23 protein-coding genes are annotated in these 26321 nt (G+C 66.8%); 15 read left to right on the forward strand and 8 right to left on the reverse strand.

Annotation, left to right across the window (positions count from 1 at the left end; translation table 11 throughout):
* Positions 1-35: 35 nt before the first annotated feature.
* Genes AC1DNF_RS14980 through AC1DNF_RS14995 form a run of 4 tightly spaced genes read left to right on the forward strand, consistent with a single transcriptional unit; the run spans position 36 to position 6726 of the window.
* Positions 36-2444, forward strand: a complete 2409-nt coding sequence (locus tag AC1DNF_RS14980; protein ID WP_478149398.1) for a glycosyltransferase — start codon at positions 36-38, stop codon at positions 2442-2444.
* Positions 2445-2449: 5 nt separating this feature from the next.
* Entirely contained in the window at positions 2450-3574 is a 1125-nt protein-coding gene (locus AC1DNF_RS14985) for a glycosyltransferase (protein ID WP_478149399.1), read from the forward strand.
* Between the two features lie 55 nt (positions 3575-3629).
* Positions 3630-4586: a GDP-L-fucose synthase family protein gene (locus AC1DNF_RS14990; RefSeq protein ID WP_478149400.1), complete on the forward strand. Its 957-nt coding sequence runs from the start codon at positions 3630-3632 to the stop codon at positions 4584-4586.
* Positions 4579-6726: a glycosyltransferase family 4 protein gene (locus AC1DNF_RS14995; RefSeq protein ID WP_478149401.1), complete on the forward strand. Its 2148-nt coding sequence runs from the start codon at positions 4579-4581 to the stop codon at positions 6724-6726. The genes AC1DNF_RS14990 and AC1DNF_RS14995 overlap by 8 nt, the downstream gene beginning before the upstream one ends.
* Before the next feature lie 18 nt (positions 6727-6744).
* Here AC1DNF_RS14995 and AC1DNF_RS15000 read toward each other — a convergent pair whose 3' ends face one another.
* Genes AC1DNF_RS15000 through AC1DNF_RS15010 form a run of 3 tightly spaced genes read right to left on the reverse strand, consistent with a single transcriptional unit; the run spans position 6745 to position 9669 of the window.
* Positions 6745-7443 (reverse strand): ABC transporter ATP-binding protein, encoded by a 699-nt coding sequence (locus AC1DNF_RS15000; RefSeq protein WP_478149402.1) that lies wholly within the window; start codon positions 7441-7443, stop codon positions 6745-6747.
* A gap of 7 nt (positions 7444-7450) precedes the next feature.
* Entirely contained in the window at positions 7451-8254 is an 804-nt protein-coding gene (locus tag AC1DNF_RS15005; RefSeq protein WP_478149403.1) for an ABC transporter permease, read from the reverse strand.
* Positions 8251-9669, reverse strand: coding sequence for a mannose-1-phosphate guanylyltransferase/mannose-6-phosphate isomerase (locus AC1DNF_RS15010; protein WP_478149404.1), 1419 nt, complete (start codon positions 9667-9669; stop codon positions 8251-8253). Before AC1DNF_RS15010 ends, AC1DNF_RS15005 begins: the two co-directional genes overlap by 4 nt.
* A gap of 129 nt (positions 9670-9798) precedes the next feature.
* Here AC1DNF_RS15010 and AC1DNF_RS15015 point away from each other — a divergent pair, with 129 nt between their 5' ends.
* Positions 9799-10806, forward strand: a complete 1008-nt coding sequence (locus tag AC1DNF_RS15015) for a glycosyltransferase family 2 protein (protein ID WP_478149405.1) — start codon at positions 9799-9801, stop codon at positions 10804-10806.
* A gap of 1 nt (position 10807) precedes the next feature.
* Here AC1DNF_RS15015 and AC1DNF_RS15020 read toward each other — a convergent pair whose 3' ends face one another.
* A complete protein-coding gene (locus AC1DNF_RS15020) occupies positions 10808-11581 on the reverse strand; it encodes a glycosyltransferase family 2 protein (protein WP_478149406.1) in 774 nt (257 codons plus the stop codon).
* A 44-nt stretch (positions 11582-11625) separates the two neighbouring features.
* Here AC1DNF_RS15020 and AC1DNF_RS15025 point away from each other — a divergent pair, with 44 nt between their 5' ends.
* Both AC1DNF_RS15025 and argB read left to right on the forward strand, forming a co-directional pair.
* Positions 11626-12720: an MraY family glycosyltransferase gene (locus AC1DNF_RS15025; protein WP_478149407.1), complete on the forward strand. Its 1095-nt coding sequence runs from the start codon at positions 11626-11628 to the stop codon at positions 12718-12720.
* 201 nt (positions 12721-12921) lie between these two features.
* On the forward strand, positions 12922-13815 hold the full coding sequence (gene argB / locus AC1DNF_RS15030) for an acetylglutamate kinase (RefSeq protein ID WP_478149408.1): 894 nt from the start codon (positions 12922-12924) through the stop codon (positions 13813-13815).
* Positions 13816-13820: 5 nt separating this feature from the next.
* Here argB and galE read toward each other — a convergent pair whose 3' ends face one another.
* Positions 13821-14843, reverse strand: coding sequence for a UDP-glucose 4-epimerase GalE (gene galE, locus AC1DNF_RS15035; RefSeq protein ID WP_478149409.1), 1023 nt, complete (start codon positions 14841-14843; stop codon positions 13821-13823).
* 121 nt (positions 14844-14964) lie between these two features.
* Here galE and slmA point away from each other — a divergent pair, with 121 nt between their 5' ends.
* The 4 genes from slmA to AC1DNF_RS15055 all read left to right on the forward strand — a co-directional run bounded on the left by slmA (position 14965) and on the right by AC1DNF_RS15055 (position 18973).
* Positions 14965-15609, forward strand: coding sequence for a nucleoid occlusion factor SlmA (gene slmA / locus AC1DNF_RS15040; protein ID WP_478149410.1), 645 nt, complete (start codon positions 14965-14967; stop codon positions 15607-15609).
* Between the two features lie 111 nt (positions 15610-15720).
* The gene (locus AC1DNF_RS15045; RefSeq protein WP_478149411.1) at positions 15721-17241 is read left to right on the forward strand and encodes a catalase; all 1521 of its coding nucleotides are present in this window, start codon (positions 15721-15723) and stop codon (positions 17239-17241) included.
* Between the two features lie 71 nt (positions 17242-17312).
* Positions 17313-18323 (forward strand): aldo/keto reductase, encoded by a 1011-nt coding sequence (locus AC1DNF_RS15050; protein WP_478149412.1) that lies wholly within the window; start codon positions 17313-17315, stop codon positions 18321-18323.
* A 377-nt stretch (positions 18324-18700) separates the two neighbouring features.
* Entirely contained in the window at positions 18701-18973 is a 273-nt protein-coding gene (locus AC1DNF_RS15055) for a hypothetical protein (RefSeq protein WP_478149413.1), read from the forward strand.
* 145 nt (positions 18974-19118) lie between these two features.
* On the opposite strand, the gene AC1DNF_RS15060 is transcribed toward AC1DNF_RS15055, so the two are convergent.
* From AC1DNF_RS15060 to AC1DNF_RS15070, 3 genes are all read right to left on the reverse strand, one after another.
* Entirely contained in the window at positions 19119-20177 is a 1059-nt protein-coding gene (locus AC1DNF_RS15060) for a malate/lactate/ureidoglycolate dehydrogenase (protein WP_478149414.1), read from the reverse strand.
* A gap of 121 nt (positions 20178-20298) precedes the next feature.
* The gene (locus AC1DNF_RS15065) at positions 20299-21825 is read right to left on the reverse strand and encodes a UxaA family hydrolase (RefSeq protein WP_478149415.1); all 1527 of its coding nucleotides are present in this window, start codon (positions 21823-21825) and stop codon (positions 20299-20301) included.
* Positions 21826-21899: 74 nt separating this feature from the next.
* Positions 21900-22607, reverse strand: a complete 708-nt coding sequence (locus AC1DNF_RS15070) for a FadR/GntR family transcriptional regulator (protein ID WP_478149416.1) — start codon at positions 22605-22607, stop codon at positions 21900-21902.
* Between the two features lie 143 nt (positions 22608-22750).
* On the opposite strand from AC1DNF_RS15070, the gene AC1DNF_RS15075 reads away from it, so the two are divergent.
* The 4 genes from AC1DNF_RS15075 (at position 22751) to AC1DNF_RS15090 (ending at position 26304) form a co-directional block, all read left to right on the forward strand.
* A complete protein-coding gene (locus AC1DNF_RS15075; RefSeq protein ID WP_478149417.1) occupies positions 22751-23485 on the forward strand; it encodes an SDR family oxidoreductase in 735 nt (244 codons plus the stop codon).
* A complete protein-coding gene (locus AC1DNF_RS15080; protein ID WP_478149418.1) occupies positions 23482-24228 on the forward strand; it encodes an SDR family NAD(P)-dependent oxidoreductase in 747 nt (248 codons plus the stop codon). The genes AC1DNF_RS15075 and AC1DNF_RS15080 overlap by 4 nt, the downstream gene beginning before the upstream one ends.
* A 149-nt stretch (positions 24229-24377) precedes the next feature.
* Positions 24378-25226, forward strand: coding sequence for a fumarylacetoacetate hydrolase family protein (locus AC1DNF_RS15085; RefSeq protein ID WP_478149419.1), 849 nt, complete (start codon positions 24378-24380; stop codon positions 25224-25226).
* A 295-nt stretch (positions 25227-25521) separates the two neighbouring features.
* On the forward strand, positions 25522-26304 hold the full coding sequence (locus tag AC1DNF_RS15090) for a GntR family transcriptional regulator (protein ID WP_478149496.1): 783 nt from the start codon (positions 25522-25524) through the stop codon (positions 26302-26304).
* Positions 26305-26321 lie beyond the last annotated feature (17 nt).

Below are 26321 nucleotides of genomic sequence, written 5' to 3' on the forward strand. Positions count from 1 at the left end.
GCGTCCGTTCCCGTATGTTGACCTGATATTGAATGATGAGTGAATCCAAGCCACGTCTCGCGCTTGACATGTACGTGTTGGCCCAGGGCGTCAAGACAGGGGTCTACCGGGTCTGCGACGAGCTTTATCCGCGGCTCGCCCGGTCATCGAGTCTCGACGTGCGTTTCTTTGCGAGGGAGGGCGATGAGGCCAAGGCCCGCAAGTACATCGACGAGAAAGGCTTGTCCGGCAAACTGTGCTGGCGCCGGGCCCGACCATCGGCTGACGCGGACATCCTTCTCTCGCCTTTCGGCGTGGCGCCGGTCGAGTGGCTGGAAGACGAGAACGTGCTGCATGCCCACATCGTCTATGACTTGATCGCCATCAACCGGCCCGACTACTTCAGCCAGGAGGCCGCGGCCGAAGTTCGCCGCATCATCGCGAACCTGGACGAGCACACGGTGATCTTCGCGATCTCCGAGCACACCAAGATGGAGCTCCTCGCGTACCGGCCCGATCTCAGCCCGGCGCAGATCACCGTCATCCCCCTGGCTGCAGGCCACTGGTTCAAGCCCTGCGGCGATGAGGCCCAGCGGGCAGCGATGCGCGTGCGCTACGGCATTCCGGTCGGGGTGCCCTATGTCCTGAGCCTGGCGACGCTGGAGATCCGGAAGAACCTCGACCAGGTGGTCAACGCCTTCGTCGAGTACATGAACCGGAACGAAGCGAGCCGGATGCATCTCGTCCTTTCGGGAATGTCGGGCTGGAAGCTCGAAAAGCTCGAGGAGGCGCTTGCCGCAGCGGGGCGGTGGCGCGAGCGCATCCTCCTGACGGGGTTCGTGGAGGACGCCGATCTTTCGGCGCTCTACAGCGATGCGCTCTGCTTCATCTACCTGTCGCGCTATGAAGGCTTTGGCCTGCCGCCGCTGGAGGCCATGGCTTGCGGAACGCCGGTGATCTGCGCCGACAATTCTTCCTTGCCGGAGGTGACGGGTGATGCCGCGTTGATGCTGGATGCCGACGATGTCGAGGGTGTGGCCCGGAGCATCCAGAAGATTGCCGGCTCCGAATCCTTGAGGGCAGAGTTGTCTCGCAAGGGCTTTCAGAGGGCTTCGTTGTTCAACTGGGACCGCTGCGCCGAAATCGTGATGCATGCGCTGGGCGCTTCGAACGAGCTCCACGCGGCTCGACCTGCGCGCCTGCGACACCCGCCGGCGCTGCTGCCCGCCGCCCTCGAAGGCCTGCCGGTGGCGCGTGTCGACGACATGCCCCAAGCCAGCTTCCTCGGCTATGCGAACGGCAGCAGGGGGCCAACCTTTCTGGCGCAGCGCGCCAACCCGCCGCAGCGCGACGAGGGCGCCTGGCCGGTCTGGGCCGACCGGCTCCCCGCGCCGGGAGATTCCGGGCGCATCGAGGGCGGACTGCGAACGCTCGGCCAACTGAAGACGGGCACGCCAACGCGGCCCCTGGTCAGCTATGTGACTGTCGTGCGCAACAACACGGCCACGCTCGCCCGAACGATCGAAAGCGTGCAGCAGCAGAGCTACGACAACGTCGAGCACATCGTGCTCGACGGCGCGTCGACGGACGGGACCCTGGAACTCATCAGGACGTACGCAGATCGGCTCGACTATTTCGCCTCTGAGCCTGATCGCGGCCTCTATGAGGCCATCAACAAGGCTGTTCCGTTGGCACGCGGTCAGCTGATCTGCATCCTCAATTCGGACGACTGGCTGGAGCCACATGCCGCCGAGATCGCCGTGCATCGCATGCGCGCCGCGGTCGATGAACCCGCCCTGCTGCTCACGGCTGCCCTGGTGCGCTCGGTCGACGCCATCCACGAATGGCATCCCGAGTTCGTGCATCCCGGCTGCTACTTCACGTGCGCGAACGACTGCCACAACGCCATCTACGCGACCCGTGCTGCCTATGAGCGCTCAGGGCCCTACGACACCTCGTTCAAGATCGCCGCCGACTTCAAGTGGATCATGACCTGCCTGGAGTCCGGTGCAAGCTTCATCTACACGCGGGAGCCCACGGTCAACTATTCGATGGGCGGCACCTCGGGCGACGTGCGCAAGCACAGCCTCGAATGCGTGCGCGTCGTGAGCGAGCGGTTTGGCTTTCTCTCGCCCGTCGAGGTCAATGGCCTCTATCACAGCTTCTTCAAGCTCGCAGGCGCCTTTGCAGCCGAGCAGAGCGATCGGCCGGGCAATCACACACTCTTCCTGCGGCGGGTCTTCGCGATGCACGAGAGCAAGCCGGACTTTCTGAGCGCGTTGGGCTGGGCATCGATGGCGACACTGCAGCATCCAGTCGATGTCGCCTCCGGCGCCCAGCCGGCCATGGGCCGTGCGATGACTCCCCTGGGACGTTCCTTCAAGGAACTGGTCCGCAGGGCACTTCACCAACATCCCCGCCTCTACAGGTTCGCCGCCCGTGGATACCGGCGGCTCAGAGGGTGACTGTCATGGCGCGAATTGCCTATGTCGACCATTCGTTCCATCGCACCACACGCTCGACCGAGTTCCTGCCGGAGATCCTGAGGCGCCGTGGCCATGCCGTCGATCACTTCTGGGACGACGCCTGGCAGGGCGGGCCGCCCGTGGCGTGGGAGGACGTCGCTTCGTACGACGTGGTGATCATGTTCCAGTCCTTCTGTTCGCCGGGCGGCGGGTATTTCAGGCAGGCGCATCCGAACGTCATCTACATCCCGATGCTCGACCAGTTCGGGCTTTGGCAGGGGCCGATGTTCAACCTGTCCGCCTTCTGGGAGCCATTCCAGGGTTCGAAGGTGCTGAACTTTTCCAACGCCGTGCACTGCATGACGACGGGCTTCGGCATCGCGAGCCACTTCGTTCGCTATTACCAGCCGGTCGAGACCCTGCCCGCGCCTCCCCAGCAGGGCCTGCACGGCTTCTTCTGGGTCCGGCGCGAACTCCAGTTGCCCTGGAAGACGATCCGCAAGCTCCTCGGGAACACGCGCTTCGACAGCTTCCACATTCACCTGGCGACCGATCCGGGCACGCCGCCGCCGCAACTGCCGCCGGCCGAAGACATTGCCCTGCACAACATCACCACCTCGACGTGGTTCGAGAACAAGGCGGACCTCAACGCCGTGATGGCGCGCGCGAACGTCTATTTCGCGCCGCGTGCGGAGGAGGGCATTGGCCAGTCCTTCCTGGAAGCGATGGGGCGCGGCCAATGCGTCGTGGCGCCCGACCAGGGCACGATGAACGAGTACATCCTGTCCGGCGTCAACGGCTTGCTCTACGACGTTCACCATCCGAAAGCCCTGGATTTCTCCGGTGCATCGAGGTTGGGCATGCAGGCGAGGGCGGGTACGGTGGCGGGCCGCGCCATCTGGGAAGAATCCGAGGAAGAACTCGTGCGCTTTATCCTTGCGCCTGCCAAGACGCTGTATGTGGGCAAGTACCAGCACGCGTTTGCGCCCGAGGGGCCGGCCGCGCCAGCCGGGGCACGTAGTCAGGCTGCGGGCCTGCGCGGGTTGGCCCAGCGCAATGCGCTCTTCAGGTCGACGCGCTTCATCTGGCATCCGATGCTCAGGTTGGCGCGCCAGATGCTCGGGCGCTGACCGCGGCGTCGTGCCGTTCTTCATCGCATTCGCTGCGAAGTTATTGAGGTTCTTGATGGAAACAAAGAAGGTATTCGTGGCAGGCCATCGCGGCCTGGTCGGTTCTGCCACCTTGAAGGCGCTGGGGGGCCGTGCGGACTATGAGATCCTGACGCGCACTCACGCCGAGCTCGATCTCGAGGATCGCGACGCGACGCGGGAGTTCTTCCTGCGGCACGGGCCAGACCACGTCGTCATGTGCGCGGCCAAGGTGGGCGGGATCCTGGCGAACTCGAACCTGCCCGTCGACTTCCTGCACAACAACCTGCGCATCCAGTTGAACGTCTTCGATGCGGCACACGAGGCGGGCATCGATCGCATGATCTTTCTCGGCTCCTCATGCATCTATCCGCGGGATTGCCCGCAGCCGATCAAGGAAGAGTACCTGCTGACCGGGCCGCTGGAGGCGACCAACCGGCCCTATGCGCTTGCCAAGATCGCCGGCGTCGAGTCCTGCTGGGCCTTCAACCGCGAGTACGGAACCCGCTACCTCGCGATGATGCCGACCAACATGTACGGCCCCGGCGACAACTACCATCCCGAGCATTCCCATGTCCTGCCTGCGCTCGTCAGGCGCTTTCATTACGCCAAGATGAACGCGGAACCATCGGTCGTTGTCTGGGGCTCTGGCAAGCCGCGCAGGGAATTCATGTACTCGTCGGACCTGGGCGATGCGATCCTGTTCCTGCTGGATCTGCCGGACGAGCGATTCGCCGCGCTGACCCATGCCGATGTGACGCCCCTGATCAATGTCGGCGTCGGCGAGGACATGACAATCCGGGAGGTCGCGGAGCTCGTCAAGACCACGGTGGGATATGAAGGCGAACTTCTCCTCGATGCGACCAAGCCCGATGGGACGCCGCGCAAGCTGCTGGACGTGAGCAGGCTGGCCGCCCTGGGTTGGAAGGCGAAGACCCGGCTCGATGTCGGCTTGAAGAGCGCTTACCAGGACTTCCTGAATCACCATGGCTGAGAAAACCGAACTGCGAAGGCACTTGAGGAGCGCGGTCAAGCGCGTCTACTGGATCGTCACGCCCTGGCGGGTCCGGCAGCGCATCCAGCTCATGCGCCAGCGCTTCGCCGCTCGCGCGGGGGAGGCGAAGCTGGCGCCTTGGGTCCGGCGTGAGCAACAGCGGATCGCCATGCGCCAGCGCGGAATGGCCGTCCCGGCGCCCTCTGCCCTCGATCTGTTCGACGACGCCAAGGTGGCGAAAGCCGCCGGCCTGCCGCTGACCGACATCCTGTGGTCGCCGGTCCTGTCGGAGGAAGTGACCGACCGCTGGTCCGCCGCGCGCTTCTGTGTCGATCTGTGGCGCAAGCGCGGCGATGTGCGCACGCGATTCCCGACCGCCTTCGCCAGCGGCAGCGACGGAGAGTTCGGGCAGTGGCTCCAACAGTCGGGTGCCTCGGAGCTCGGGCTCGGTGCCTCGGCCCAGCAGCACCTGGGCGATGCCTTGGAGGCCGGTATTTCCGCCCGCGCCAGGCAGGCGTTCCTTGCCAGCGAACGATTGGTTGCCTTGCTCCCCCATGGTCTGACGCCCGCCGGCATGCTGCATCTGTTGCGCTGGTTCATGCAGCACGGAAGAGCCGAATTCGATCTGCGGCTGGAGGAAATCTGGTGGCTGTTCCTGGAGGCCGCGCAGGACCCGGAGCGCGAACTCATGCTGGCCTACTCCTTCGCACCTGCGTGGCAGGCGCAGCATCCCGATGGCCTGACGGTCTTCGGGCGCGACGCCTTTGCGGCCTGGTTCGCGGCGGAGTACGGCGTCTCGGCCGACTGGGCCGACCCCTCCGGATGGCCAGAATGGCAAGAACCCGCACTGCAGATTCGCACCAGCTATTGGGCGCGCGATGCATGGCGGGCGGCGCATCCCGATGCGCTTTCCGACGAGCGCGGCGCGCGCGCGCTGCTGGCCTGGTTGTCGTCGCGGGAGGCGGCCCTACCCGAAGCGGTTCGCGACTGGTGCCATCGGCTCGATCCCGAGGCGGTCGCTGTCGAGATCGTGAGACCCGGCGTCAATGTCATCGGTCACTTCTGCTATCCCTCGGGCCTGCGGGTCTCGGTCGAATCGATGGTCGAAGCCATGAGGTTGGCGGGCGTTTCCACCTCGCTGCGCGACGTCCGCACGGACATCAAGGACGACCCCCATCACGTCGATTTCCGTGGCATGGAATGCAACGATGTCACGATCCTTCACACGCAGCCAGAGCCGTATTTCGACGACGCGTACAAGCGTTCGCACCTCTTCCAGCGCAGCCCTCGCACCTACCGGATCGCCTACTGGTACTGGGAGTTCGATTCGATCCCGGATTCGTGGGTTGCGCACGCACGCAAGGTGGACGAGGTGTGGGCGGCCACCGAATTCGTCGCGCGCGGGCTGCGCGAGCGTCTCTCGATTCCGGTGCGCACGCTCTTCCCGGGCGTCAAGCTCGCACCCTACGAGCGGCGCGAGCGCGCCTATTTCGGCTTGAGCCCGGAGCCTTTCACCTTCCTCTTCATATTCCACATGATGAGTGTGATGGAGCGCAAGAATCCCCTGGGCCTGATACGCGCCTTCAAGCTGGCATTCCGCGAGGACGAGCCCGTGCGCCTGGTGCTCAAGAGCTCCTATGGCGATCGGCATCCCACGCAGTTGCAGGCGCTGCGCGACGCCGCCGCGGGCGCCAACATCGTCGTGATCGACCAGGTGTACAGCCCCGACGACGTGCTCTCGCTCATGGACGCGTGCGATGCCTACGTCTCGCTCCATCGCAGCGAGGGCCTGGGCCTGACGATGGCCGAGGCCATGCTGATGGGCAAGCCGGTCATCGCCACCAACTTCTCGGGCAACGTCGATTTCATGGATGACGGCAACAGCCTGCTCGTCCCCTACGAACTCGTGAAGCTCGGTTGGCCGATACCGCCCTACGACGGCCACCTGGAGTGGGCGGAGCCATCGGTCGAGCGCGCCGCGCAACTCATGCGGCGCGTCTACGACAACCAGGAATGGGCGCGTGAGGTCGGCGCGCGCGGCCTAGCCAGCGCACAGGCCAACCTGTCGCTGGAAGCAGCGGGCCACAGGATCGCCAGCCGGCTCGAGGAAATCCGGACACTGCGGCGCGCCGGGCGCTGACCCGCCAGCGCGGGCCTGTTACTCGACGATCCGCCCGTGCTCGAGGTGGATCACCCGGTTGCACTCCTTGGCGATCAACTGGGGTGAATGCGAGGCCAGCACCAGGATGCCGGACTTGGCCACCACGTCCTTCATCCGCTGTTCGGCCTTCTCGGTGAATTCCGCATCGCCCACCGACAGCCATTCGTCCATCAGCAGGATGTCGGCCTGGACGCTGGTCGAGATGGAGAATGCCAGCCGCATCAGCATCCCGGTGGAATAGGTTCGCACCGGCATGTTGACGTACTCGCCCAGGCCGCTGAACTCGCAGATCTCCGGCGTGAGCGCATCGATCTGCTTCTTGCTCATGCCCATGACGAGTCCCCGCAGCATGATGTTCTCGACGCCGGTGGCATCCACCTCGATTCCCAGCGAGGGGTCGATCAGGCTGGACACCGAGCCTTGGCGGACGAACTCGCCCGATGAAGGCTCGTAGACACCGGCAAGCGCGCGCAGCAGTGTCGACTTGCCCGCCCCGTTGTGGCCCGTCAGGCCGAGGCGGTCGCCGCTCTTGAGCTCCAGATTGATGTTGCTCAGGGCCTGTACGACGTTGACCCCGGTTTCCTTGCCGAAACGCCCGCCGGTGACCGAGGCCGCAAGCGTCTTCTTCAGCGAGGCGGAGCCGGCTCCGTAGATGGGGAAGTTGACCGAAACGTTCTTGAGGGAAATGAAAGCCATGTTCTTCTTAGAGCCAGTAGACGACGCGACGGCGGTATTTCTTGAAGAGCATGCTTGAAATGGTCACGCTCAGCGTCGTCCAGATCAGGATGCCCCACCAGTTGTGGGCACCCGACACCCCGCCCATCAGTGGCGCGCGCAGCAGGTCGAGCATCTGCGCAAACGGATTCCATAGGACCAGCTGGGCCCGACCCGGCAGGCTTTCAGGCAGCCAGAAGACGGGCGTCAGGAACATCAGCATCTGCATGACGCTGGTGACGATCTGCGTGACGTCGCGAAAGCGCGTGCAGACGATGCCGAGCGCGAGGCCCAGCGCCTGTGCGTTGACCAGCACCAGCAGGAAGGCCGGCACGAACAGCAGCGCCGACCACGACAGCGAGATGCCCGCCCACAATGCGACCGGCACGTACAGCACGATCTGGTGGCCAAGCTGGATCAGGTTGCGCGACATGCTTCGCCAGACGAAGAGGCTGATCGGAAAGTAGCCTTGCTTGAGGTAGTTCGACGACCCGATGAACGCATTGCAGGAGTCCGTCACCATGCTGGCGAAGAAGGTCCAGAAGATGATGCCGAGCGCCAGGTGCGGGAAGAACTTGGACAGCGTCGTGCCGAAGAGCGCGCTGTAGAGCGGCCCCATGCCGCCGATCATGCAGCCCATGCTGAGTGTCAGCCACAGGGGGCCGAGCATGGAGCGGCGATAGCGCAGGACGATGTCGAACCAGGCCAGCGTCCACCAGATGTCTGTGCGGCGGGTGCCTTCCCACCAGTCGGCCCATGCGTTGCGATGCAGGTTGGAGTGTGCCTGGCTCATACGCGACCGTAGGTGTCGGCCAGCCGCACGATGTCGTCCTCGCCCAGGTAGACCCCGCATTGCACTTCGATGAGCACCAGCTCATCCTTGCCGACATTGGTCAAACGATGCTTCTCCTTGAGCGGTATGTAGCGGTATTCGCCGGGAAGCGTCTTGTGCTCCACATCGCCCACCTGGACGATCGCCGTGCCCTGCACGACGACCCAGTGCTCGGCGCGCTGGTGGTGATATTGCAGGGACAGCGATTCACCCGGCTTGACCGTGATGCGCTTGACCTTGTAGCCGTCCTCCTCCTTCAGGGATGCATAGGTTCCCCATGGGCGATGGACCACGGCCGGCAGGTTGATGGTGTCGTGCCTGCGGGCCTTCAAGGCGTCGACGACCTTCTTGACCTTCTGGGCGCTGTCCTTGTGCGCCACCAGCAGCGCGTCCGGCGTGTCGATGATCACCAGGTCATGCACGCCCAGCGTGGCCACCATCTTGGGGCCGTGGCTTTCGACCTGCACGTGGGTGCCCGTGGTGTCGATCGCCACCACGTCCGAGGGCATGGTGTTGCCGCTCGCGTCGGGCGTGTGCGCCTTGGCCACCGAGGGCCACGAGCCGACATCGCTCCAGCCGAACTTCGCGGGGACCACGTGCACGTTGTCGGCACGCTCCATGACCGCGTAGTCGATGCTGATGTCAGGCTGGAGGCCGAAGGCGTGCAAGTCGAACTGAAGCGTGTTGCCGTTGGCCTGAGACGAATCGAGGGCGCGGCGGGCGGCGGCCAGCAGCTCCGGCGCGTGCCGCTCGAACGCCGAGATGATCGCGTCGGCGGTGAAGCAGAACATGCCGCTGTTCCAGTAGTAGCGGCCGGTCGCCAGGTATTCCTGGGCGGTCTCGAGATCGGGCTTCTCCACGAAGCGCTTGGTCGGCTGGCTGTCGCGCGAGACGTGTTCGACCTCGATGTAGCCGAAACCGGTGTCGGGGCTGGTCGGGCTGATGCCGAAGACCACCAGCGAGCCTTGCGCGGCCAGTCTGAAGGCCTGGCTCGCGCTGGCCACGAAGGCTTCCACGTCCGGCACCAGGTGATCGGCCGAAAGCACCAGCATCACCGTGTCGCCGCTGAACTGCTTCAGGCACTGGAGGGCGGCCAGCGCGATCGCCGGCCCCGTATTGCGTCCCCTGGGCTCGAGCAGCAGCGTGGCCTCGGGCGGGTCGGACATCTGGCGCAGCACGTCCTTGGTGAGGAACAGGTGGTCCTTATTGGTCACGACCATCAGGTCGCCGGTGCCGCATGCCTGCCCGCGTTCTATGGCCTGCTGGAGCAGGGAGGAGCCGCCGAGCTTCATGAAGGGCTTCGGAAAGGCTTGCCTGGACAGGGGCCAGAGCCTGGAGCCCGAGCCTCCCGAGAGAACCACAGAAAGCACGCGCATCTTTTTCCTAGGGGTTTGCAGGGCCGGTGATTTTACCGGCGCGCCACGGCGTGCCCTCGGCACCGCGTTTTCGAGGGGCGCGACGATAATTCCGCCCGCGCACGCTGCGTCCGCGCCCCAAGGCCTCGCTTGACCCTCGCTTCCGATCCTCTTTCCGTTTCCGTCGCACTCTGCACGTACAACGGCGCACGCTTCATCCGAGAGCAGATACGAAGCATCTGCCGGCAGTCGCTGCCCCCGCGCGAGATCGTGCTGTCCGACGACGCTTCGAGCGATGGATGCGTCGAGATCGCGCTGAGAACCGTCGACGACTGCAACCGCGAGCGCCCTGCCAATGCTGTCGCGCTGCGCGTGCTGCGCAACCCCGCGGCGTTGCGCGTGACGAAGAACTTCGAGCAGGCAGCCATGGCCTGCGAGGGTGATCTGATCGCGTTCAGCGACCAGGACGACGCCTGGCGGCCCGACCGACTTGCGCGCATGGTGGCGGAGTTCGCGCGGCGACCCGATCTCCTGCTGCTGCACACCGACGCCCGGTTGGTGGACGCGGAGGGAAGGCCCCTGGGGCATTCGCTTTTTCAAGCGCTGGAAGTCGAGCCGTTCGAGCTGGAAGGCGTCCATGGTGGCCAGGCCTTCGACATGCTCCTGCGCCGCAACCTGGTCGCCGGGGCGACGGCCGTCTTCCGCCGGTCGCTGCTGGCCGACGCCGCGCCGTTTCCGGTCGAGTGGCTGCACGACGAATGGCTCGGCATCGTCGCGGCCGCCGTGGGTCCCGTCGATCTGCTCGAAGACGAACTCATCGACTATCGGCAGCATGCGTCCAACCAGGTCGGAGCGCGGCGCCATGCGTTCGTCGACAAGTTGCGCAAGCTCCTCGCCTCGCGTGGCGACATGCCCGTCCGGCGTGTGCGCAAGGCTGAGCTTCTGCTCGCGCGCCTGCTGGCGCTGGGCGCGAAGGTGCCGCCGGCCGCCATCGCCGGGGTGCGGTCCAAGCTCGAACACCAGCGCGTTCGCGCGGCCCTGCCGGCGCGACGCCTCGCACGCTGCCTGCCCGTGCTTCAGGAAGCGATGACCGGCCGCTACGGCAGTTTCGGCTACGGAGCGCGCGACGTGTTGCGCGATCTGCTCGAAGGCGTCTGAATCACCCCGCCCGGTGCAGCCGCCGATAGCGCCAGAACGCCGCCGACGACCACACCTTCAGCAGGCTCGTGATGTGCCAGTACAGGTGCCGCTTGCTGCGGTGGCTGGCGCGCTGCGCGTCGTGCCGCGCCTGCAGCTGTTCCGCGATCTGCAGCTTCCAGCCGGCCAGCCGCAGGCGCGCGCAGATGTCGAAGTCCTCCCCGTACATGAAGAAGCGCTCGTCGAAGCCGCCGATCTCCCGGTACGCGGCGCTGCGAAACAGCATGAACAGCCCCGGAATCCAGTCCGGCACCGCCGGCCGCGCATAGCCCGGGCGCTTGCGCGAGACGATCTCCAGCGGCGTAATGATCGCCCGGTGCTGCTCCGGCGTCGGCTTGCCCGGCTCCAGGATCCGAGGCGCCAGCAGGCCGGCCTCGGGCGCGGCCTGCGCGAGCAGGGACCCCAACACGTCGGTGTCGAAGCGGATGTCGGGGTTCAGCACAAGGAACCACGGCGTCGCGCAGCGGGCGAAGGCCTCGTTGTGGTTGGCGCCAAAGCCCTTGGGGACGGCATTCTCCACGCGCTCGATCTCGAAGCCCCAGGCGGCGCCCGCCAGCAGGTCGGGCTCGGGGATGTTGATCGTCAGCACCACCTTGGCCGTCACCGCGCGGCTGAACCGGTCCAGCTGCTCGAGCAGCGGGCGGATGAGTTCGAGCTGGCCGTGGCTCACGATCGAGACCGTGAGGGGCGCGGATGCAGGGGCGGGAGGGGCGGCAGGGGAGGGGGAAGGCGGCATGGTCTAATTTCGCTCGGGGATTCTAGAGTTCCCTCGCTCCACACATGATTGCCCTGATCGTCATCAGTTTCTTCTTCTCCGCGTTGGCCGTGCAGCTGTTCATGCGGCGCGGGCGCCGGCACGCCAGGCGCTATGCCGCGGACATGCCGCAGCGCTTCCACAAGGGCCACGTGCCGCGTCTGGGCGGCGCCGGCATCATGGCGGGGATGGGCGTGGCGTGGCTCGTGGCCGGCATCCCCTCGGACCCCTTCAACGTGTCCTGGCCCCTCAAGGCGTCGGCGCTGACGCTGCTGGGCATCGCCCCGGCCGTCCTCGGCGGCATCATCGAGGACGTGACCCAGCGGGTCTCCGTGCGCTACCGCCTCGGCCTCACCATCGGCTCGGCGCTGCTGCTGTGCGGGGTGCTCGGCCTGAGCTTGGCGCGCACCGGCGTCCCGCTTGTCGACAGCGGGCTCCAGGCCGTGCCCTATGCCGCCGTCCTGTTCGCCGCGCTGGCCATCGGCGGCCTGCCGCACGCCTTCAACATCATCGACGGCTACAACGGCCTCGCGGGCACGGTGGCCGTGCTGGTGTGCCTCGCCATCTCGCACGTGGCCCTGCAGGTCGGCGACCGGCAGCTCGCGGCCATGGTGATGTGCCTGGTCGGCGCGACGCTCGGCTTCCTGATCTGGAACTATCCGCGCGGCAAGATCTTCGCCGGCGACGGCGGCGCCTACGTGTGGGGCATGGTGATCGCCGTGGCCTGCGTCAGCCTGGTGCAGCGGCACCGCGTCGTCTCGCCGTGGTTCCCGATGCTGCTGCTGATCTACCCGGTGTGGGAGACGGTGTTCTCCATCTACCGCAAGCTCGCGCGCGGCCAGTCGCCCGGCACCGCCGACGCGCTGCACTTCCACCAGCTGATCTTCCGCCGCATCGTGCGCGTGGCCTTCGCGGACGACGAGGCGCGGCAACTGCTGGCGCGCAACAATCGCACCTCGCCCTACCTGTGGATCTTCGCGGCACTGACGGTGGTGCCCGCCGTGCTGTTCTGGAATAACACGCCGATCCTCATGGCCTTCTGCGCGCTGTTCGTTGCAACCTATGTGGCTGCCTACCTCATGATCGTGCGCTTCAAGGTCCCTCGCTGGTTAAAGCCTTGAGCACCCCCAGCCTTCGCGCACTTCACTTCGTGTCGCTGCGCCTACCCCCTCACCGGGGGCAACACCTGCGGCCCGGCAAAGCCGGTTCCGCGGTGTTTCCGGGTTAAGGCCAGTCCTTCGGCGCTGGAGTGGGGGCGGTATTTTTCGAACGGGGCGGGGCGGTTTCGAGCACAATCCGCCCACCTGTTTCCCGCAATGGCCATGACCGACCCCGTCCTCAACATCCCCCCTCGCGACAAGGCCGAAATCCTGGCCCAGGCGCTGCCCTACATCCGCAAGTTCCACGGCAAGACGATCGTCATCAAGTACGGCGGCAATGCCATGACCGATCCCGGCCTGCAGGCCGACTTCGCCGAGGACGTGGTGCTGCTCAAGCTCGTCGGCATGAACCCCGTGGTGGTTCACGGCGGCGGCCCGCAGATCGAGGCGGCCCTCAACCGGCTCGGCAAGAAAGGCCACTTCATCCAGGGCATGCGCGTGACCGACTCCGAGACCATGGAGGTCGTCGAATGGGTCCTCGCCGGCGAAGTCCAGCAGGACATCGTGGGCCTCATCAACCAGGCCGGCGGCAAGGCCGTGGGCCTGACCGGGCGCGACGGCGGCCTGATCCGCGCCCAGAAGCTCAAGCTCGCCGACCGCAGCGACCCCACCGTGCACCATGACGTGGGCCAGGTCGGCGACATCGTCGCCATCGACCCCAGCGTTGTCATCGCGCTGCAGGAAGACGCCTTCATCCCCGTCGTGAGCCCCATCGGCTTCGGCGAGAACAACGAGAGCTACAACATCAACGCCGACGTCGTCGCCGGCAAGCTCGCGACCGTGCTGAAGGCCGAGAAGCTCATGCTGCTCACCAACACGCCCGGCGTCCTCGACAAGAACGGCAAGCTGCTGACCAACCTGAGCGCGCGCGAAATCGACGAGCTCTTCGCCGACGGCACCATCTCCGGCGGCATGCTGCCGAAGATCGAAGGCGCCCTCGACGCGGCCAAGAGCGGCGTCAACGCGGTTCACATCATCGACGGGCGCGTGCCGCACGCGATGCTGCTGGAGATCCTGACGGATCAGGCCTACGGGACCATGATCCGGGCGCGCTGAGCCATTCAGGGCTCCTCGTAGCCGCGCGGATTCGCCTGCTGCCAGCGCCAGCTGTCGGCACACATCTGGTCCAGCCCCCGCCGAGCGCGCCATCCCAGCGTGGCTTGCGCCAGCGAAGGATCGCCCCAGTAGGCCGCCACGTCCCCCGGCCGCCGAGGCGCGATCTCGTACGCAATGGCCTTGCCGCTCGCGCGCTCGAAGGCCTTCACCACGTCCAGCACCGACGCGCCCTGCCCGGTGCCCAGGTTGAGCGTCACCAATCCCGGCTGCTTCTCGGCGTGGCGCAGCGCGGCCACGTGGCCCTCGGCCAGGTCCATCACGTGCACGTAGTCGCGCACGCCGGTGCCGTCCGGCGTCGGGTAGTCTCCACCATGCACCGAGAGCCTGTCGCGCAGCCCCACCGCCACCTGGCAGACGAAAGGCATCAGGTTGTTCGGCTTGCCCTGCGGGTGCTCGCCGATCAGCCCGCTCTCATGCGCGCCCACTGGGTTGAAGTAGCGCAGCAGCGCCACGCGCCACTCGGGGTCGGCGTGCTGCAGGTCGGCCAGCGCCTCTTCCACCATCAGCTTCGAGCGGCCGTAGGGGTTGGCCGGCCGGCGCGGCGCATCCTCCGGGATCGGCGAGCGCTCGGGGTCGCCGTACACCGTAGCCGATGACGAGAAGATGAAGGTCTTCACGCCTGCCGCCTGCATCGCCGCCGCCAGCACGAAGCTGCCGTGCACGTTGTTGTCGTAGTACTTGATCGGGTCGGCCACCGAATCGCCCACCGCCTTCAGTCCGGCGAAGTGGATCACGCCGGCGATCGGCTGCGCCCCGAAGACCCTGTCGAGCAGCGCCCGGTCCCGCACATCGCCCTCGATGAACCGCGGCGCGCGCCCGATGATGCGCGCCAGCCTGTCCATCACGCGCACGTCGCTGTTGCAGAGGTTGTCGAGCACCACCGGCGTATAGCCCGCCGCCGCCAGGGCCACGCAGGTATGGCTGCCGATGAACCCGGCTCCGCCCGTCACAAGTATCGATTGGCTCATCCGCTGGCTCCCTCGCCGTCAATAGACCCTTTGATTCTGCGCGACAAGCAAGGGCATGCCCGGTTGGCGCGCGCTAACTGCGCTGTGCGAGAATCAATTTTTTACATTTTGCACGCGCCCAATGCAGAACGACGAGACAGGAGCCCCCGAGGTTCCAGAGAGTTCCGGACCGGTGGCCACGCCGACGCGCAAGCGCCCCAAGCCGGGTGAGCGGCGTGTGCAGATTCTCCAGGCCCTGGCCGCCATGCTCGAACAGCCCGGCGCGGAGCGCGTGACGACCGCCGCCCTCGCGGCTCGGCTCGAGGTCAGCGAAGCAGCGCTCTACCGGCACTTCGCCAGCAAGGCGCAGATGTTCGAGGGGCTGATCGACTTCATCGAGCAAAGCGTCTTCACCCTCGTCAACCAGATCACCGAACGCGAGGCGCCGGGCCGCGAGCAGGCCGCGCGCATCATCGCGATGCTGGTGCAGTTCGCCGAAAAGAACCCGGGCATGACGCGCGTGATGGTCGGCGACGCACTGGTCTTCGAGAACGAGCGCCTGCAGGCGCGCATGAATCAGTTCTTCGACAAGATCGAGTCCACCCTGCGCCAGGCCTTGCGCGGCGAGGCGGCGGCGGACGGCTCGGCCACGCCCAGCGTCGACGCGCAGGTGCGGGCATCGACCCTCACGGCCTTCATCGTCGGCCGCCTCCAGCGCTTCGCGCGCTCGGGCTTCCGGCGCGCGCCCTCCGAGCATCTGGAAGCCGCCGTCGCGCTGATGCTCTGAAGCATTCCGGCGGCGATCGCCACCTATCGCCGGGATAGGCGGATGTCATCCCCAAGTGTTCTCCCGGTGTCCAGAATTCATGGCTCCAGAACCAAGAGAGGAACCCCCGCCATGACAGCATCCCGCAAGCTCACGACCGAGGCCGGCGCACCGGTCGAGAACAACCAGCAGTCCCAGACCGCCGGCCCCAACGGCCCGGTGCTGATGCAGGACCATCACCTCATCGAGAAGCTCGCCCGCTTCGACCGCGAGCGCATTCCGGAGCGCGTCGTGCATGCCCGCGGATCGGGCGCCTTCGGCACCTTCGAAGTCACCGCCGACGTCAGCAAATGGACCCGCGCCCGCTTCCTGAGCCAGGTCGGCAAGAAGACCGAGGTGCTGGCGCGCTTCTCCACCGTCGCGCTCGAACTGGGCTCGGCCGACACCGTGCGCGACCCGCGCGGCTTCGCCCTCAAGTTCTACACCGAAGAGGGCAACTACGACCTCGTCGGCAACAACACGCCCGTCTTCTTCATCCGCGACCCGCTCAAGTTCCCCGACTTCATCCACTCGCAGAAGCGCGACCCCTACAGCCATGTGCAGGAGCCGAACAACGCCTGGGACTTCTTCTCGCTCTCGCCCGAAGCCACGCACCAGTTCACCTGGCTCTTCGGCGATCGCGGCATCCCCAGGAGCTACCGCCACATGGACGGCTTCGGCTCGCACACCTTCCAGTGGGTCAACGCCAAGGGCGAGGCCTTCTGGGTCAAGTACCACTTCAAGACCCGCCAGGGCATCGAGTGCTTCACCGCCGAAGAAGCGCAGCGCGTCGGCGGCGAGAACCCGAACCACCATCACCTCGACCTGCTGCACGCCATCGAGCGCGGCGAGTTCCCCAGCTGGCGCGTGCAGGTCCAGATCATGCCGGTGGCCGAGGCGCAGAGCTATCGCTTCAACCCCTTCGACCTCACCAAGGTCTGGTCGCACAAGGACTACCCCAAGATCGACATCGGCACGCTCACGCTCAACCGCAACCCCGACAACTACTTCGCCGAGATCGAGCAGGCCGCCTTCAACCCCGCCAACTTCGTGCGCGGCATCGGCCCTTCCCCCGACAAGATGCTGCAGGGTCGCCTCTTCAGCTACGGCGACACTCAGCGCTACCGCCTGGGCATCAACCATACCCAGCTGCCGGTGAATTGCCCGCACGCCACCAAGGCCGCCAACTACGGCCGCGACGGCGCCATGCGCTACGACAACGGCGGCCGCGGCCCCAACTACGAGCCCAACAGCTTCAGCGACGCGCCCAAGCAGAGCGACGAGCCCCTGTACGCGCCGCTCGAGATCCATGGCTGGACCGGCAGCCACGCCTGGACCCGGCACCCCGCCGACAACGACTTTGTGCAGGCCGGCGACCTCTACCGCCTGATGGACGAGGCCGCGAAACAGTGCCTGGCGAACAACATCGCCGGCAGCCTCGGCGCCGTCACGCGCCAGGACATCATCGATCGCGCCGTCGGCCACTTCCGCCAGGCCGACGCCGACTACGGCGCGCGCGTCGACAAGGCGGTCAAGGCCGTGCAGGCGAGGATCAAGGGCGACGAGGCGACGATCCAGGTCGGCAAGCCGGCGCACGCCGACAGCAAGAGCTGAGCACGGGGCAAGCACGATCCCGCTGCGCTGCATATGATCGCCACCCAGCGAACGAGATCGGAGCAAACCCCATGAGCATCCCCACCACCCGCCTCGGCCGCACTGGCCTCACCGTGTCGCGGCTCGCCCTCGGCACCATGACCTTCGGCCTGCAGACCGAGGAGGCCGTCTCGCACCGCATCCTCGACAAGGCCACCGAGGGCGGCATCAATTTCATCGACACCGCCGACGTATACCCCCTCGGCGGCACCGTCGAGACCACCGGCCGCACCGAGGAGATCATCGGAAACTGGCTGCAGGCCAGGGGTCCCGCAGGGCGCGCCGGCGTCATCCTCGCGACCAAGGCGGTCGGCAAGGTCGGCCCCCACAGCTGGGACCAGGGCGCTTCTCGCAAGCACCTGCTCGATGCCATCGACGCATCCCTCCGGCGGCTGAAGACCGACCACGTCGACCTGTACCAGCTGCACCAGGACGACCGCAACACGCCGCTCGACGAAAGCATCGAGGCCCTCGACACGATCGTGCGCTCCGGCCGCGCCCGCTACGTCGGCGTCTCCAACTTCCTGGCCTACCGGCTCGCGCGAGCGCTCGGCCGCGCCGAACTGGGCAAGCTGACGCGTTTCGTCTCGGTGCAGCCGCGCTACAGCCTGCTCTTTCGGGAGATCGAGCGCGAGCTGCTGCCGCTGGCCGAGGAAGAAGGGCTCGGCGTGATCCCCTACAACCCGCTCGCGGGCGGGCTCCTCACTGGCAAGTACCAGGCCGGCTCCGCGCCGCAGGACAACACCCGCTTCAAGCTCGGCACCGCCGGCGCGATGTACCAGGACCGCTACTGGAACGAGCGCAGCTTCGCCACCGTCGCGCAGCTGCACAAGCTTGCCGACGAGGCCGGTGTCCCGCTCGCCACCCTAGCCGTCGCATGGGTCATGGCCAATCCCTTGATCACCGCGCCCCTGCTGGGTGCCAGCCGGCCGGAGCAGCTGGATGCGACGCTCGCGGCCGCGCAGTACAGGCTCGACCCCGACCTGAAGAAACGCCTCGACGAATTGACCGCCGAGTACCGCAAGGGCGACGCACCGCGCTGACGCCAATTCCGGCGCGCGCTGCAGGCCGGTGACATTGAAGAAAGCCGTGGAATTGCGGCTTGCAGCGATTGGCAACCTACCAGAAATGGGAGTGGTGTGAGATTTCACACTATCAGTGGCGTCGGTGTTGCGTTGTCCGGCGCATCGGCCGGTCTTCATATCGGAGAGGTCGTGACGCGCGCGCGGGGCGACGGCGCGTTGGCCGACCGCCTGGAGCAGGCTTCCTCGTGGACGGGCGTAGGCGCCACCGTCGCGGGGATATCGGGGCCGTCGGTCTCGTGGGGCGGGCCGGCGCTTCGCTCTCCCTGGTGATGTGCGGGTCCTCCTCGGCGGTCGGCAGAGGGTTGAATTCGGCCGCGCGCAATTTCGTGGACAGCATGGAATTGGGCGCGGTGGGGCGCGCTTCCACCGCGGCCTACATCAGCCGCACCTCGGGCGCGCTCCCGGGGCTGAGCTCGGCAGCCCTCGGGGCGGTGGCCTCGTCTTCGCTGGGCAAGCTGCTGGGATTCGCGGCGCTGGGCGGAGGCGTCTCGGCGGCCGTGTCGCTCGGGGCGCAATGCGACATCGACCGGCAGCGCAATCCCGACCGCTATGCGACGGCCAACGTTCCCTCGCCTTCCCCCTACATCAATTCGACGGAACAGCACTGAGGCCCGGCTGCCTGTTCCGCAGGCAACACGTCGGGAAGGCCCGTCGCGTCAGGCCTCGCGCGAATCCCTCCCGCCACTACTCACAAGCTTATCCACAGAAAGGCGGCACAACTTCCTGATGGATCGGGGCAAGGAATGAGGTCTTTCAGCCGACCGTCACCCCGACCTTGTGTCCGGCTTCGACGATTTCCTTCCAGGTCGCGCCGTCAAGCCAGATACCTTCGCGCTCGCGTATCGCACGCGCCTGACGCTCGGGCTCGCCCGCGATCTGTACCGCGTCGAAGCCGGCGCCCGGAGGGCTCTGGCGAAGCCATTCGATGAAGGCGCGCGCTTCCTGCTCGAAGCTCGCCTGCGTGCCGAGCCTGGCCGGATCGATCAGCACCGTCAGCATGCCGTTGAGCACCGTGCGCGCGTTGTCCGCGGGCCGATGCCAGGTGCCGCCGCCGGTCAGCGCGCCGCCGAGCAGTTCGCAGGCCACCGCCATGCCGTAACCCTTGTGCTCGCCGAAAGTCATCAGTGCGCCGAAAAGGCCGTTGCTCTGAGGCACCACCACGACGCCGGGGTTGTCGGTCGGCGCGCCATGCTCGTCGATCAGCGTGCCCGGCGCCACGCGCTCGCCCTTGTTGTAGGCCACGCGCATCTTGCCCTGCGCCACACGGCTGGTCGCGAAGTCCAGCAGGAAGGGCTCCGACCCCGCCAGCGGCACGCCGATGCAGCATGGGTTGGTGCCGAAGCGCCCGTCCCCGCCGCCCCAGGGCGCCACCACCGGCCGCGAAAGAACGTTGACGAAATGCATCGAGACCAGACCTTGCGCCGTCGCCATCTCCGCAAAGTGGCCGATGCGCCCCAGGTGGTGCGTATTGGCGAGCGACATGATGCAACTGCCATGCTGCCGCGCGCGCGCGATGCCGAGCTCCATCGCCTGCCCGCCGATGATCTGCCCGTAGCCGCGCTGGCCGTCGAGCGCCAGCATCACCCCGGCGTCGAGATTGATCTTCACCGCCGCATTGGGCTTGAGCCCGCCCTCGGCCGCGGCATCCACATAGCGCGGCACCATGCCCACGCCATGCGAATCGTGCCCGCTGAGATTGGCAAGAACGAGATTGGCCGCGACCTGCTCGGCCTCGGCCTGCGAGCTGCCGGTGCCGGCGATGATGGCGGCGACCTGCGTGCGCAGGTTCGAAGCTTGAAGTGTGATCGACATAGATTGTTCTTCCTGTTTGATGTTCAAGTAGCGGCCGCCGCCGGGCCGCCTCCAGGCGGCGCGCCGCGCCCCTCGCGGGGGCGAATGAAACCTGGCGAAGCGAAGTGAAATGCCGCAGGGCTCACATCACGGCGCCGACTTGCCAGGGCACGAATTCGTTCTGGCCGTAGCCATGTTTCTCGCTCTTCGAGAGCTCACCCGATGCCGTCGCAAGCACCATCTCGAAGATGCGTTGCCCCATCTCCTGGATCGACACCGTGCCTTCGACGATCTCACCGCAGTTGATGTCCATGTCTTCCTCCTGCCGCTGCCACAGCGCGGAGTTGGTCGCCAGCTTCAGCGAAGGCGAGGGCGCGCAGCCATAGGCCGAGCCGCGCCCGGTGGTGAAGCAGATCATGTTGGCGCCGCCCGCCACCTGCCCGGTCGCGCTCACCGGGTCATAGCCCGGCGTGTCCATGTAGACGAAGCCGTGTGCCGTCACCGGCTCCGCGTACTCGTACACCGCCTCCAGATTGCTCGTGCCGCCCTTGGCCACCGCGCCCAGCGACTTCTCCAGGATGGTCGTGAGCCCGCCCGCCTTGTTGCCCGGCGAAGGGTTGTTGTTCATCTCGCCTTCGTTGATCTCCGTGTAGTGCTCCCACCAGCGGATGCGCTCGACCAGCTTCTCGCCGACCTCGCGCCGCACCGCACGCCGCGTCAGCAGATGCTCGGCCCCATACACCTCCGGCGTCTCCGAAAGAATGGCTGTGCCGCCGTGCGCCACCAGCAGATCGACCGCCGCCCCGAGCGCCGGATTCGCGCTGATGCCCGAGTACCCGTCCGAGCCGCCGCACTGCAGCCCGATCGTGATGTGCGCCGCGCTGCAGGGCTCGCGCTTCACCGCGTTTGCGCGCGGCAGCATCTCGTGGATCAGTGCCACGCCCTTCTCCACGGTCTTGCGCGTACCGCCCGTGTCCTGGATGTTGAACACGCGGAAGTTCTCGCCCTCGCTCAGGTTGCCCGTCGCCAGCCAGGCGTTGATCTGGTTCGCCTCGCAGCCCAGGCCCACCACCAGCACCGCCGCGAAATTCGCGTGCGTCGCATAGCCCGTGAGCGTGCGCTCCAGGATCTGCATGCCCATGCCGCCGGTGTCCATGCCGCATCCCGTGCCGTGCGTGAGCGCGACCACGCCGTCCACGTTCGGGTAGTCGGCGAGCGCGGCCGGGTTCGTCTTGCGCGAGAAGTGGTCGGCGATTGCGCGCGCGGCCGTGGCCGAGCAGTTCACGCTGGTCAGCACACCGATGTAGTTGCGCGTGGCCACGCGGCCGTCGGCGCGCCGGATGCCCATGAACGTGGCCTCGCGCCGCGCGGGCGCCGGTTTCACGTCGGCACCGAAGGCGTAGTCGCGCTCGAAGTGGCCCTTGTCGGGGCCCATGTCGAGGTTGTGCGTGTGCACATGCTCGCCGGGCGCGATCGGCTTGCTCGCGAAGCCGATGATCTGGTTGTAGCGGCGCACCGGCTCGCCCTGGGCGATGGCGCGCACGGCGACCTTGTGGCCCGGCGGGATCAGGCCGCGCGCCGTGACGCCTTCGACCGGCGTGCCGCCGACCAGCTGGCCGCGCGCGATGACCACGTCATCGGCGGGATGGAGACGGATAAAGGGGTTCATCGTGTGTGTGTCTCGTGAGGTGCCTGGAAGAACAGGAAAGCATTGTCGGTAACTTCATTGGCCGTGGCGGCATGTCAGGATGCCTGCGCCCGCCGCCAGCTCGCGCTGAATCGCTGATGGGACTTGTCCATGTGCTCGTGCATCGCCGCGCGCGCGGCCTCGGGGTCGCGCGCCTGGATCGCCCCGAGGATGGCCTCGTGCTCCGCGATCGCGCTGCGCCATGACTTGACCGTCTCGAAGTAGCCGCCCAGCCGCGTGAAGATCGGGCCGCGGCGCGAATCCCAGAAGCCCTGCACCGTCTCCGACAGCACCGCGTTGCCGCAGGCCTCGACGATCGCCATGTGGAAGGCCCGGTCGCCATCGAGCGGCATCACGTTGCCGTCGGCCATCTCGCGCATCGCTTCGATGGCGCTCGCCATCGCGTCCAGGTCGCGCCGCTTGCGCAGCGTGGCCGCCAGCGCAGCCGTCTCGCCCTCGACCACGCGCCGCGCGCGGATCAGCTCCAGCGGGCCCCATTCGGTCGCCGCCACCGGCGCCGCCGCGCGGTGCGAACGGTCCAGCACGTACACGCCGGAGCCGGTGCGCACCTCGACCCAGCCCTCGACCTCCAGCGCGATCAGCGCCTCGCGTACCGAAGGCCGGCTCACGCCGAGCTGCCGGGCCAGGTCGCGCTCGGCCGGCAGTCGCGCGCTGACCGCGAACTCGCCCTTCGCGATCAGCGTGCGCAGCTGATCGGCGATCTGGCGATAGAGGCGCTTGGGCTCGACGGTCTGCAGCGGCACGGGGTTCGAAGGGCTCGGGGGAGGGGTTAAGGGTTGTCCTGAATTGGACAAGTGGTCAGGCCAATCCAGAATACGATCCGCAGTATCGCGCATCCATCGGGCGAAACCCTGAACCACCAGCCAAGACACCAGAAGGACATCCCATGAGACTCCAAGGCAAGACCGCGCTCGTCACCGCGGCCGGACAAGGCATCGGCCGCGCCAGCGCGCTCGCGCTCGCGGCCGAGGGCGCGCAGGTCTGGGCGACCGACGTCAACGAAAAGCTGCTCGAGAGCTACGCCGGCGTCGCCAACATCAAGACCGCCAGGCTCGACGTGCTCGACAAGGCCGCCATCCAGGCGCTCGTGAAAGGGCTGCCCACGCTCGACGTGCTCTTCAACTGCGCCGGCGTGGTGCACAACGGCACCGTGCTGCAGGCCAGCGACGACGAACTTGAATTCGCCTTCCACCTCAACGTGCGCGCCCAGTTCTGGACCATCCAGGCCGTGCTGCCCGGCATGCTCGCCGCCGGGCGCGGCAGCATCATCAACATGGCCAGCGTGTGTTCCAGCATGAAGGGCCTGCCCAGCCGTTTTGTCTACGGCACCAGCAAGGCGGCCGTGCTCGGGCTGACGAAGAGCGTCGCCGCCGACTTCGTTGCCAAGGGCATCCGCTGCAATGCCGTCTGCCCCGGCACCGTCGACACGCCCTCGCTCGGCGACCGCATCAACGCCAACGTCGACCCGGAGGAGGCGCGCAAGGCCTTCATCGCGCGCCAGCCGATGGGCCGGCTCGCCAAGGCCGAGGAAATCGCGCCGGTGGTGGTCTTCCTTGCCAGCGACGAATCGGTCTTCGCCACCGGCCAGGCCTTCACCGTCGACGGCGGCATCATGATATGAACCAGCTCGACTTCGGCGGGCGGCATGCCGTCATCACCGGTGGGGCGACGGGCCTGGGCCATGGCATTGCGCGGCGCCTGCTGGCCTCGGGCGGCAGTGTCACGATCTGGGACCGCGACGGCGAGGCGGCGGCCAGGGCCGCCGCCGAACTCGGCGCCAGGGCTTTCGCGCTCACGGTCGACGTGAGCGAGCAGGCCTCGGTCGCGCGGGCGGTTGCCGACACGCTCGCGCATGCGCCGGGCATCGACGCGCTGGTCAACAGCGCCGGCATCACCGGGCCGAACACCAAGGTCTGGGACTATCCGGTGGATGCCTGGCGGCAGGTGATGGAGGTGAACGTCACGGGGCTGTTCATCTGCTGCCGCGAAGTCTCGGCGCAGATGCGCAGGCAGAACTACGGCCGCATCGTCAACATCGCCTCGGTCGCGGGCAAGGAGGGCAACCCCAATGCCAGCGCGTACAGCGCGAGCAAGGCGGCGGTCATCGCGCTGACCAAGTCGCTCGGCAAGGAGCTGGCCGACACCGGCATCCGCGTCAACTGCGTGACGCCGGCGGCGGTGAAGACCGCGATCTTCGAGCAGATGACGCCCGACCACATTGCCTTCATGCTGTCCAAGATCCCGATGGGCCGTTTCGGCACGGTGGAGGAGGTCGCGGCGATGGTGGGCTGGCTCTGTACGGAGGACTGCTCGTTCTCGACGGGTGCCGTATTCGATCTCTCCGGTGGGCGCTCCACGTATTGATGGCTCGCCTATTGATGGCTCGCCCCCAGGCTGCGCGCACTTCGTGTCGCTGCGCCTTCCCCCTGCCGGGGGCGGGCCGGCCGCTTCGGGCGGCCGGGCGCGGCGGCCCCTGGCTTGAATACACTCGACTCACAAACTGAAAGGACAACATGAAACTCGTTCGCTATGGCAACCCTGGCAAGGAGAAGCCGGGCCTGATCGATGACGAAGGCAAGCTGCGCGACCTGAGCGCGGTGGTCAAGGACATCGGCCCCGAGCAGCTCGGCGATGCCGCGCTGGCCAAGCTGCGCAAGCAGAAGGTCGACAAGCTGCCGCTGGTCAAGGGCAAGCCGCGCTACGGCAGCCCGGTTGCCAACGTCGGCAAGTTCATTGCCATCGGGCTGAACTACGCAGACCACGCGGCCGAGTCGGGCCTGCCGATTCCCGCCGAGCCGGTGGTCTTCATGAAGGCGACGAGCTGCATCCAGGGCCCGAACGATCCGGTCATGCTGCCCAAGAACTCGGTCAAGAGCGACTGGGAAGTCGAGCTCGGCGTGGTGATCGGCGCACGTGCGCGCTACGTTTCGCAGAAGGACGCGCTCAACTTCGTGGCCGGCTACTGCACCATCAACGATGTCAGCGAGCGCGAATTCCAGATCGAGCGCGGCGGCACCTGGGACAAGGGCAAGGGGTGCGACACCTTCGGCCCGCTCGGGCCCTGGCTGGTGACGCGCGATGAAGTTCCCAATCCGCAGAAGCTGTCGATGTGGCTGGACCTCAACGGCAAGCGCATGCAGTCCGGCAGCACCAAGACCATGATCTTCAGCGTCGCGAAGATCGTGAGCTACGTGAGCCAGTTCATGACGCTGATGCCCGGTGACGTGATCACGACCGGCACGCCACCCGGCGTGGGCCTGGGCATGAAGCCGCCACTCTTTCTGAAGAAGGGCGATGTGATGACGCTGGGCATCGAAGGGCTGGGCGAGCAGCGGCAGGAAGTCGTTCCGTTCAAGCTGTGAGTCGAGGTTCGCGCCTGCAATGGGTGCGAACCCCTTGGCACGGCTTCAGTGAAGGGGCGCGGCGGGGGGGCGGTGATCCCTCCGCCGGACGCTTCGTTGTTGCGCGAAGGTTGATCCGTTGGAGGCGCCCTCGGTGTTTGCACACCCCGGAGCCCGGTATGCGGCCCGCACCGCATGCCGGGCGTGCTTCCATGGGACGCACAAACATTCAGTAAACAGCCCGAGCATTCCTCAATCATCAAATGTCCCATTGACAGAACATTAGAAGTGCAGAACCATCGCGCCCATGTCGCAAATGCCCTTGCCGAAATACCACCAGATCTACCTGGTGTTGCGAGAGCAATTGGAGGAGGGCCGTTTCGCCGAGGGCCTCCCTGGCGAGCTGGCCTTGATGGAGCAATTCGGCATGGCGCGCGTCACCGTGCGCCGCGCGCTGCAGCGCTTGTCTGACGAAGGCCTGATCTCGCGCAACCCCGGCCGCCGAACCCGGCCCGTCACCCCTTCCATGGCGGCCGAGGCCCGCGCCGGTGCCAGCGTCGAACGCGCCAACCTCCGTGGCCTGCTCGAGAACCTCGTCACCATGGGGTTGCACACCTCCGTCAAGGTCATCGACGTCGCCACCGTCTCCGCCTCCACCCAGGTCGCCGAAGCGCTGCAGCTCCAGCTCGGCGACCCCGTGCAGAAAGCCGTGCGCGTGCGCTCCACCCGAGAAGGCCCGCTTTCCCACATCACCACCTACGTTCCGGCCGACATCGCGCGCCAGTTCGGCCGCCGCGAACTGGCGAAGAAGCCCATCCTCGTGCTGCTCGAAGAGTCCGGCGTCAAGGTCGGCCGCGCCCATCAGACCATCTCGGCGCGCCTGGCCGACAACGTGCTCGCCCAGCACCTCGAAGTGTCCGTCGGCTCGGCCCTGCTGGCCGTGCGCCGCCTCATCTACGACGACGCCGAACGACCCGTGCAGTGGCTGCACGGCTTCTACCGGCCCGACCGCTACACCTACGAAATGCAGCTCTCCCGCGTCGGCAGCATCGATGCCAAGGTGTGGGTCAGCCAGGATGTGTCAGCCCAGTTCAACTGAAGAGAGAAAAAGGAAAG

The organism is Variovorax sp. 01T432, from assembly GCF_056398605.1.

Bases quoted from the DNA above. Each gene is read 5' to 3' on its own strand.
- AC1DNF_RS14980 (WP_478149398.1), top strand. From the start codon at position 36: ATGAGTGAATCCAAGCCACGTCTCGCGCTTGACATGTACGTGTTGGCC.
- AC1DNF_RS14985 (WP_478149399.1), top strand. From the start codon at position 2,450: ATGGCGCGAATTGCCTATGTCGACCATTCGTTCCATCGCACCACACGC.
- AC1DNF_RS14990 (WP_478149400.1), top strand. From the start codon at position 3,630: ATGGAAACAAAGAAGGTATTCGTGGCAGGCCATCGCGGCCTGGTCGGT.
- AC1DNF_RS14995 (WP_478149401.1), top strand. From the start codon at position 4,579: ATGGCTGAGAAAACCGAACTGCGAAGGCACTTGAGGAGCGCGGTCAAG.
- AC1DNF_RS15000 (WP_478149402.1), bottom strand. From the start codon at position 7,443: ATGGCTTTCATTTCCCTCAAGAACGTTTCGGTCAACTTCCCCATCTAC.
- AC1DNF_RS15005 (WP_478149403.1), bottom strand. From the start codon at position 8,254: ATGAGCCAGGCACACTCCAACCTGCATCGCAACGCATGGGCCGACTGG.
- AC1DNF_RS15010 (WP_478149404.1), bottom strand. From the start codon at position 9,669: ATGCGCGTGCTTTCTGTGGTTCTCTCGGGAGGCTCGGGCTCCAGGCTC.
- AC1DNF_RS15020 (WP_478149406.1), bottom strand. From the start codon at position 11,581: ATGCCGCCTTCCCCCTCCCCTGCCGCCCCTCCCGCCCCTGCATCCGCG.
- AC1DNF_RS15025 (WP_478149407.1), top strand. From the start codon at position 11,626: ATGATTGCCCTGATCGTCATCAGTTTCTTCTTCTCCGCGTTGGCCGTG.
- argB (WP_478149408.1), top strand. From the start codon at position 12,922: ATGACCGACCCCGTCCTCAACATCCCCCCTCGCGACAAGGCCGAAATC.
- galE (WP_478149409.1), bottom strand. From the start codon at position 14,843: ATGAGCCAATCGATACTTGTGACGGGCGGAGCCGGGTTCATCGGCAGC.
- slmA (WP_478149410.1), top strand. From the start codon at position 14,965: ATGCAGAACGACGAGACAGGAGCCCCCGAGGTTCCAGAGAGTTCCGGA.
- AC1DNF_RS15045 (WP_478149411.1), top strand. From the start codon at position 15,721: ATGACAGCATCCCGCAAGCTCACGACCGAGGCCGGCGCACCGGTCGAG.
- AC1DNF_RS15050 (WP_478149412.1), top strand. From the start codon at position 17,313: ATGAGCATCCCCACCACCCGCCTCGGCCGCACTGGCCTCACCGTGTCG.
- AC1DNF_RS15055 (WP_478149413.1), top strand. From the start codon at position 18,701: ATGGAATTGGGCGCGGTGGGGCGCGCTTCCACCGCGGCCTACATCAGC.
- AC1DNF_RS15060 (WP_478149414.1), bottom strand. From the start codon at position 20,177: ATGTCGATCACACTTCAAGCTTCGAACCTGCGCACGCAGGTCGCCGCC.
- AC1DNF_RS15065 (WP_478149415.1), bottom strand. From the start codon at position 21,825: ATGAACCCCTTTATCCGTCTCCATCCCGCCGATGACGTGGTCATCGCG.
- AC1DNF_RS15075 (WP_478149417.1), top strand. From the start codon at position 22,751: ATGAGACTCCAAGGCAAGACCGCGCTCGTCACCGCGGCCGGACAAGGC.
- AC1DNF_RS15080 (WP_478149418.1), top strand. From the start codon at position 23,482: ATGAACCAGCTCGACTTCGGCGGGCGGCATGCCGTCATCACCGGTGGG.
- AC1DNF_RS15085 (WP_478149419.1), top strand. From the start codon at position 24,378: ATGAAACTCGTTCGCTATGGCAACCCTGGCAAGGAGAAGCCGGGCCTG.
- AC1DNF_RS15090 (WP_478149496.1), top strand. From the start codon at position 25,522: ATGCCCTTGCCGAAATACCACCAGATCTACCTGGTGTTGCGAGAGCAA.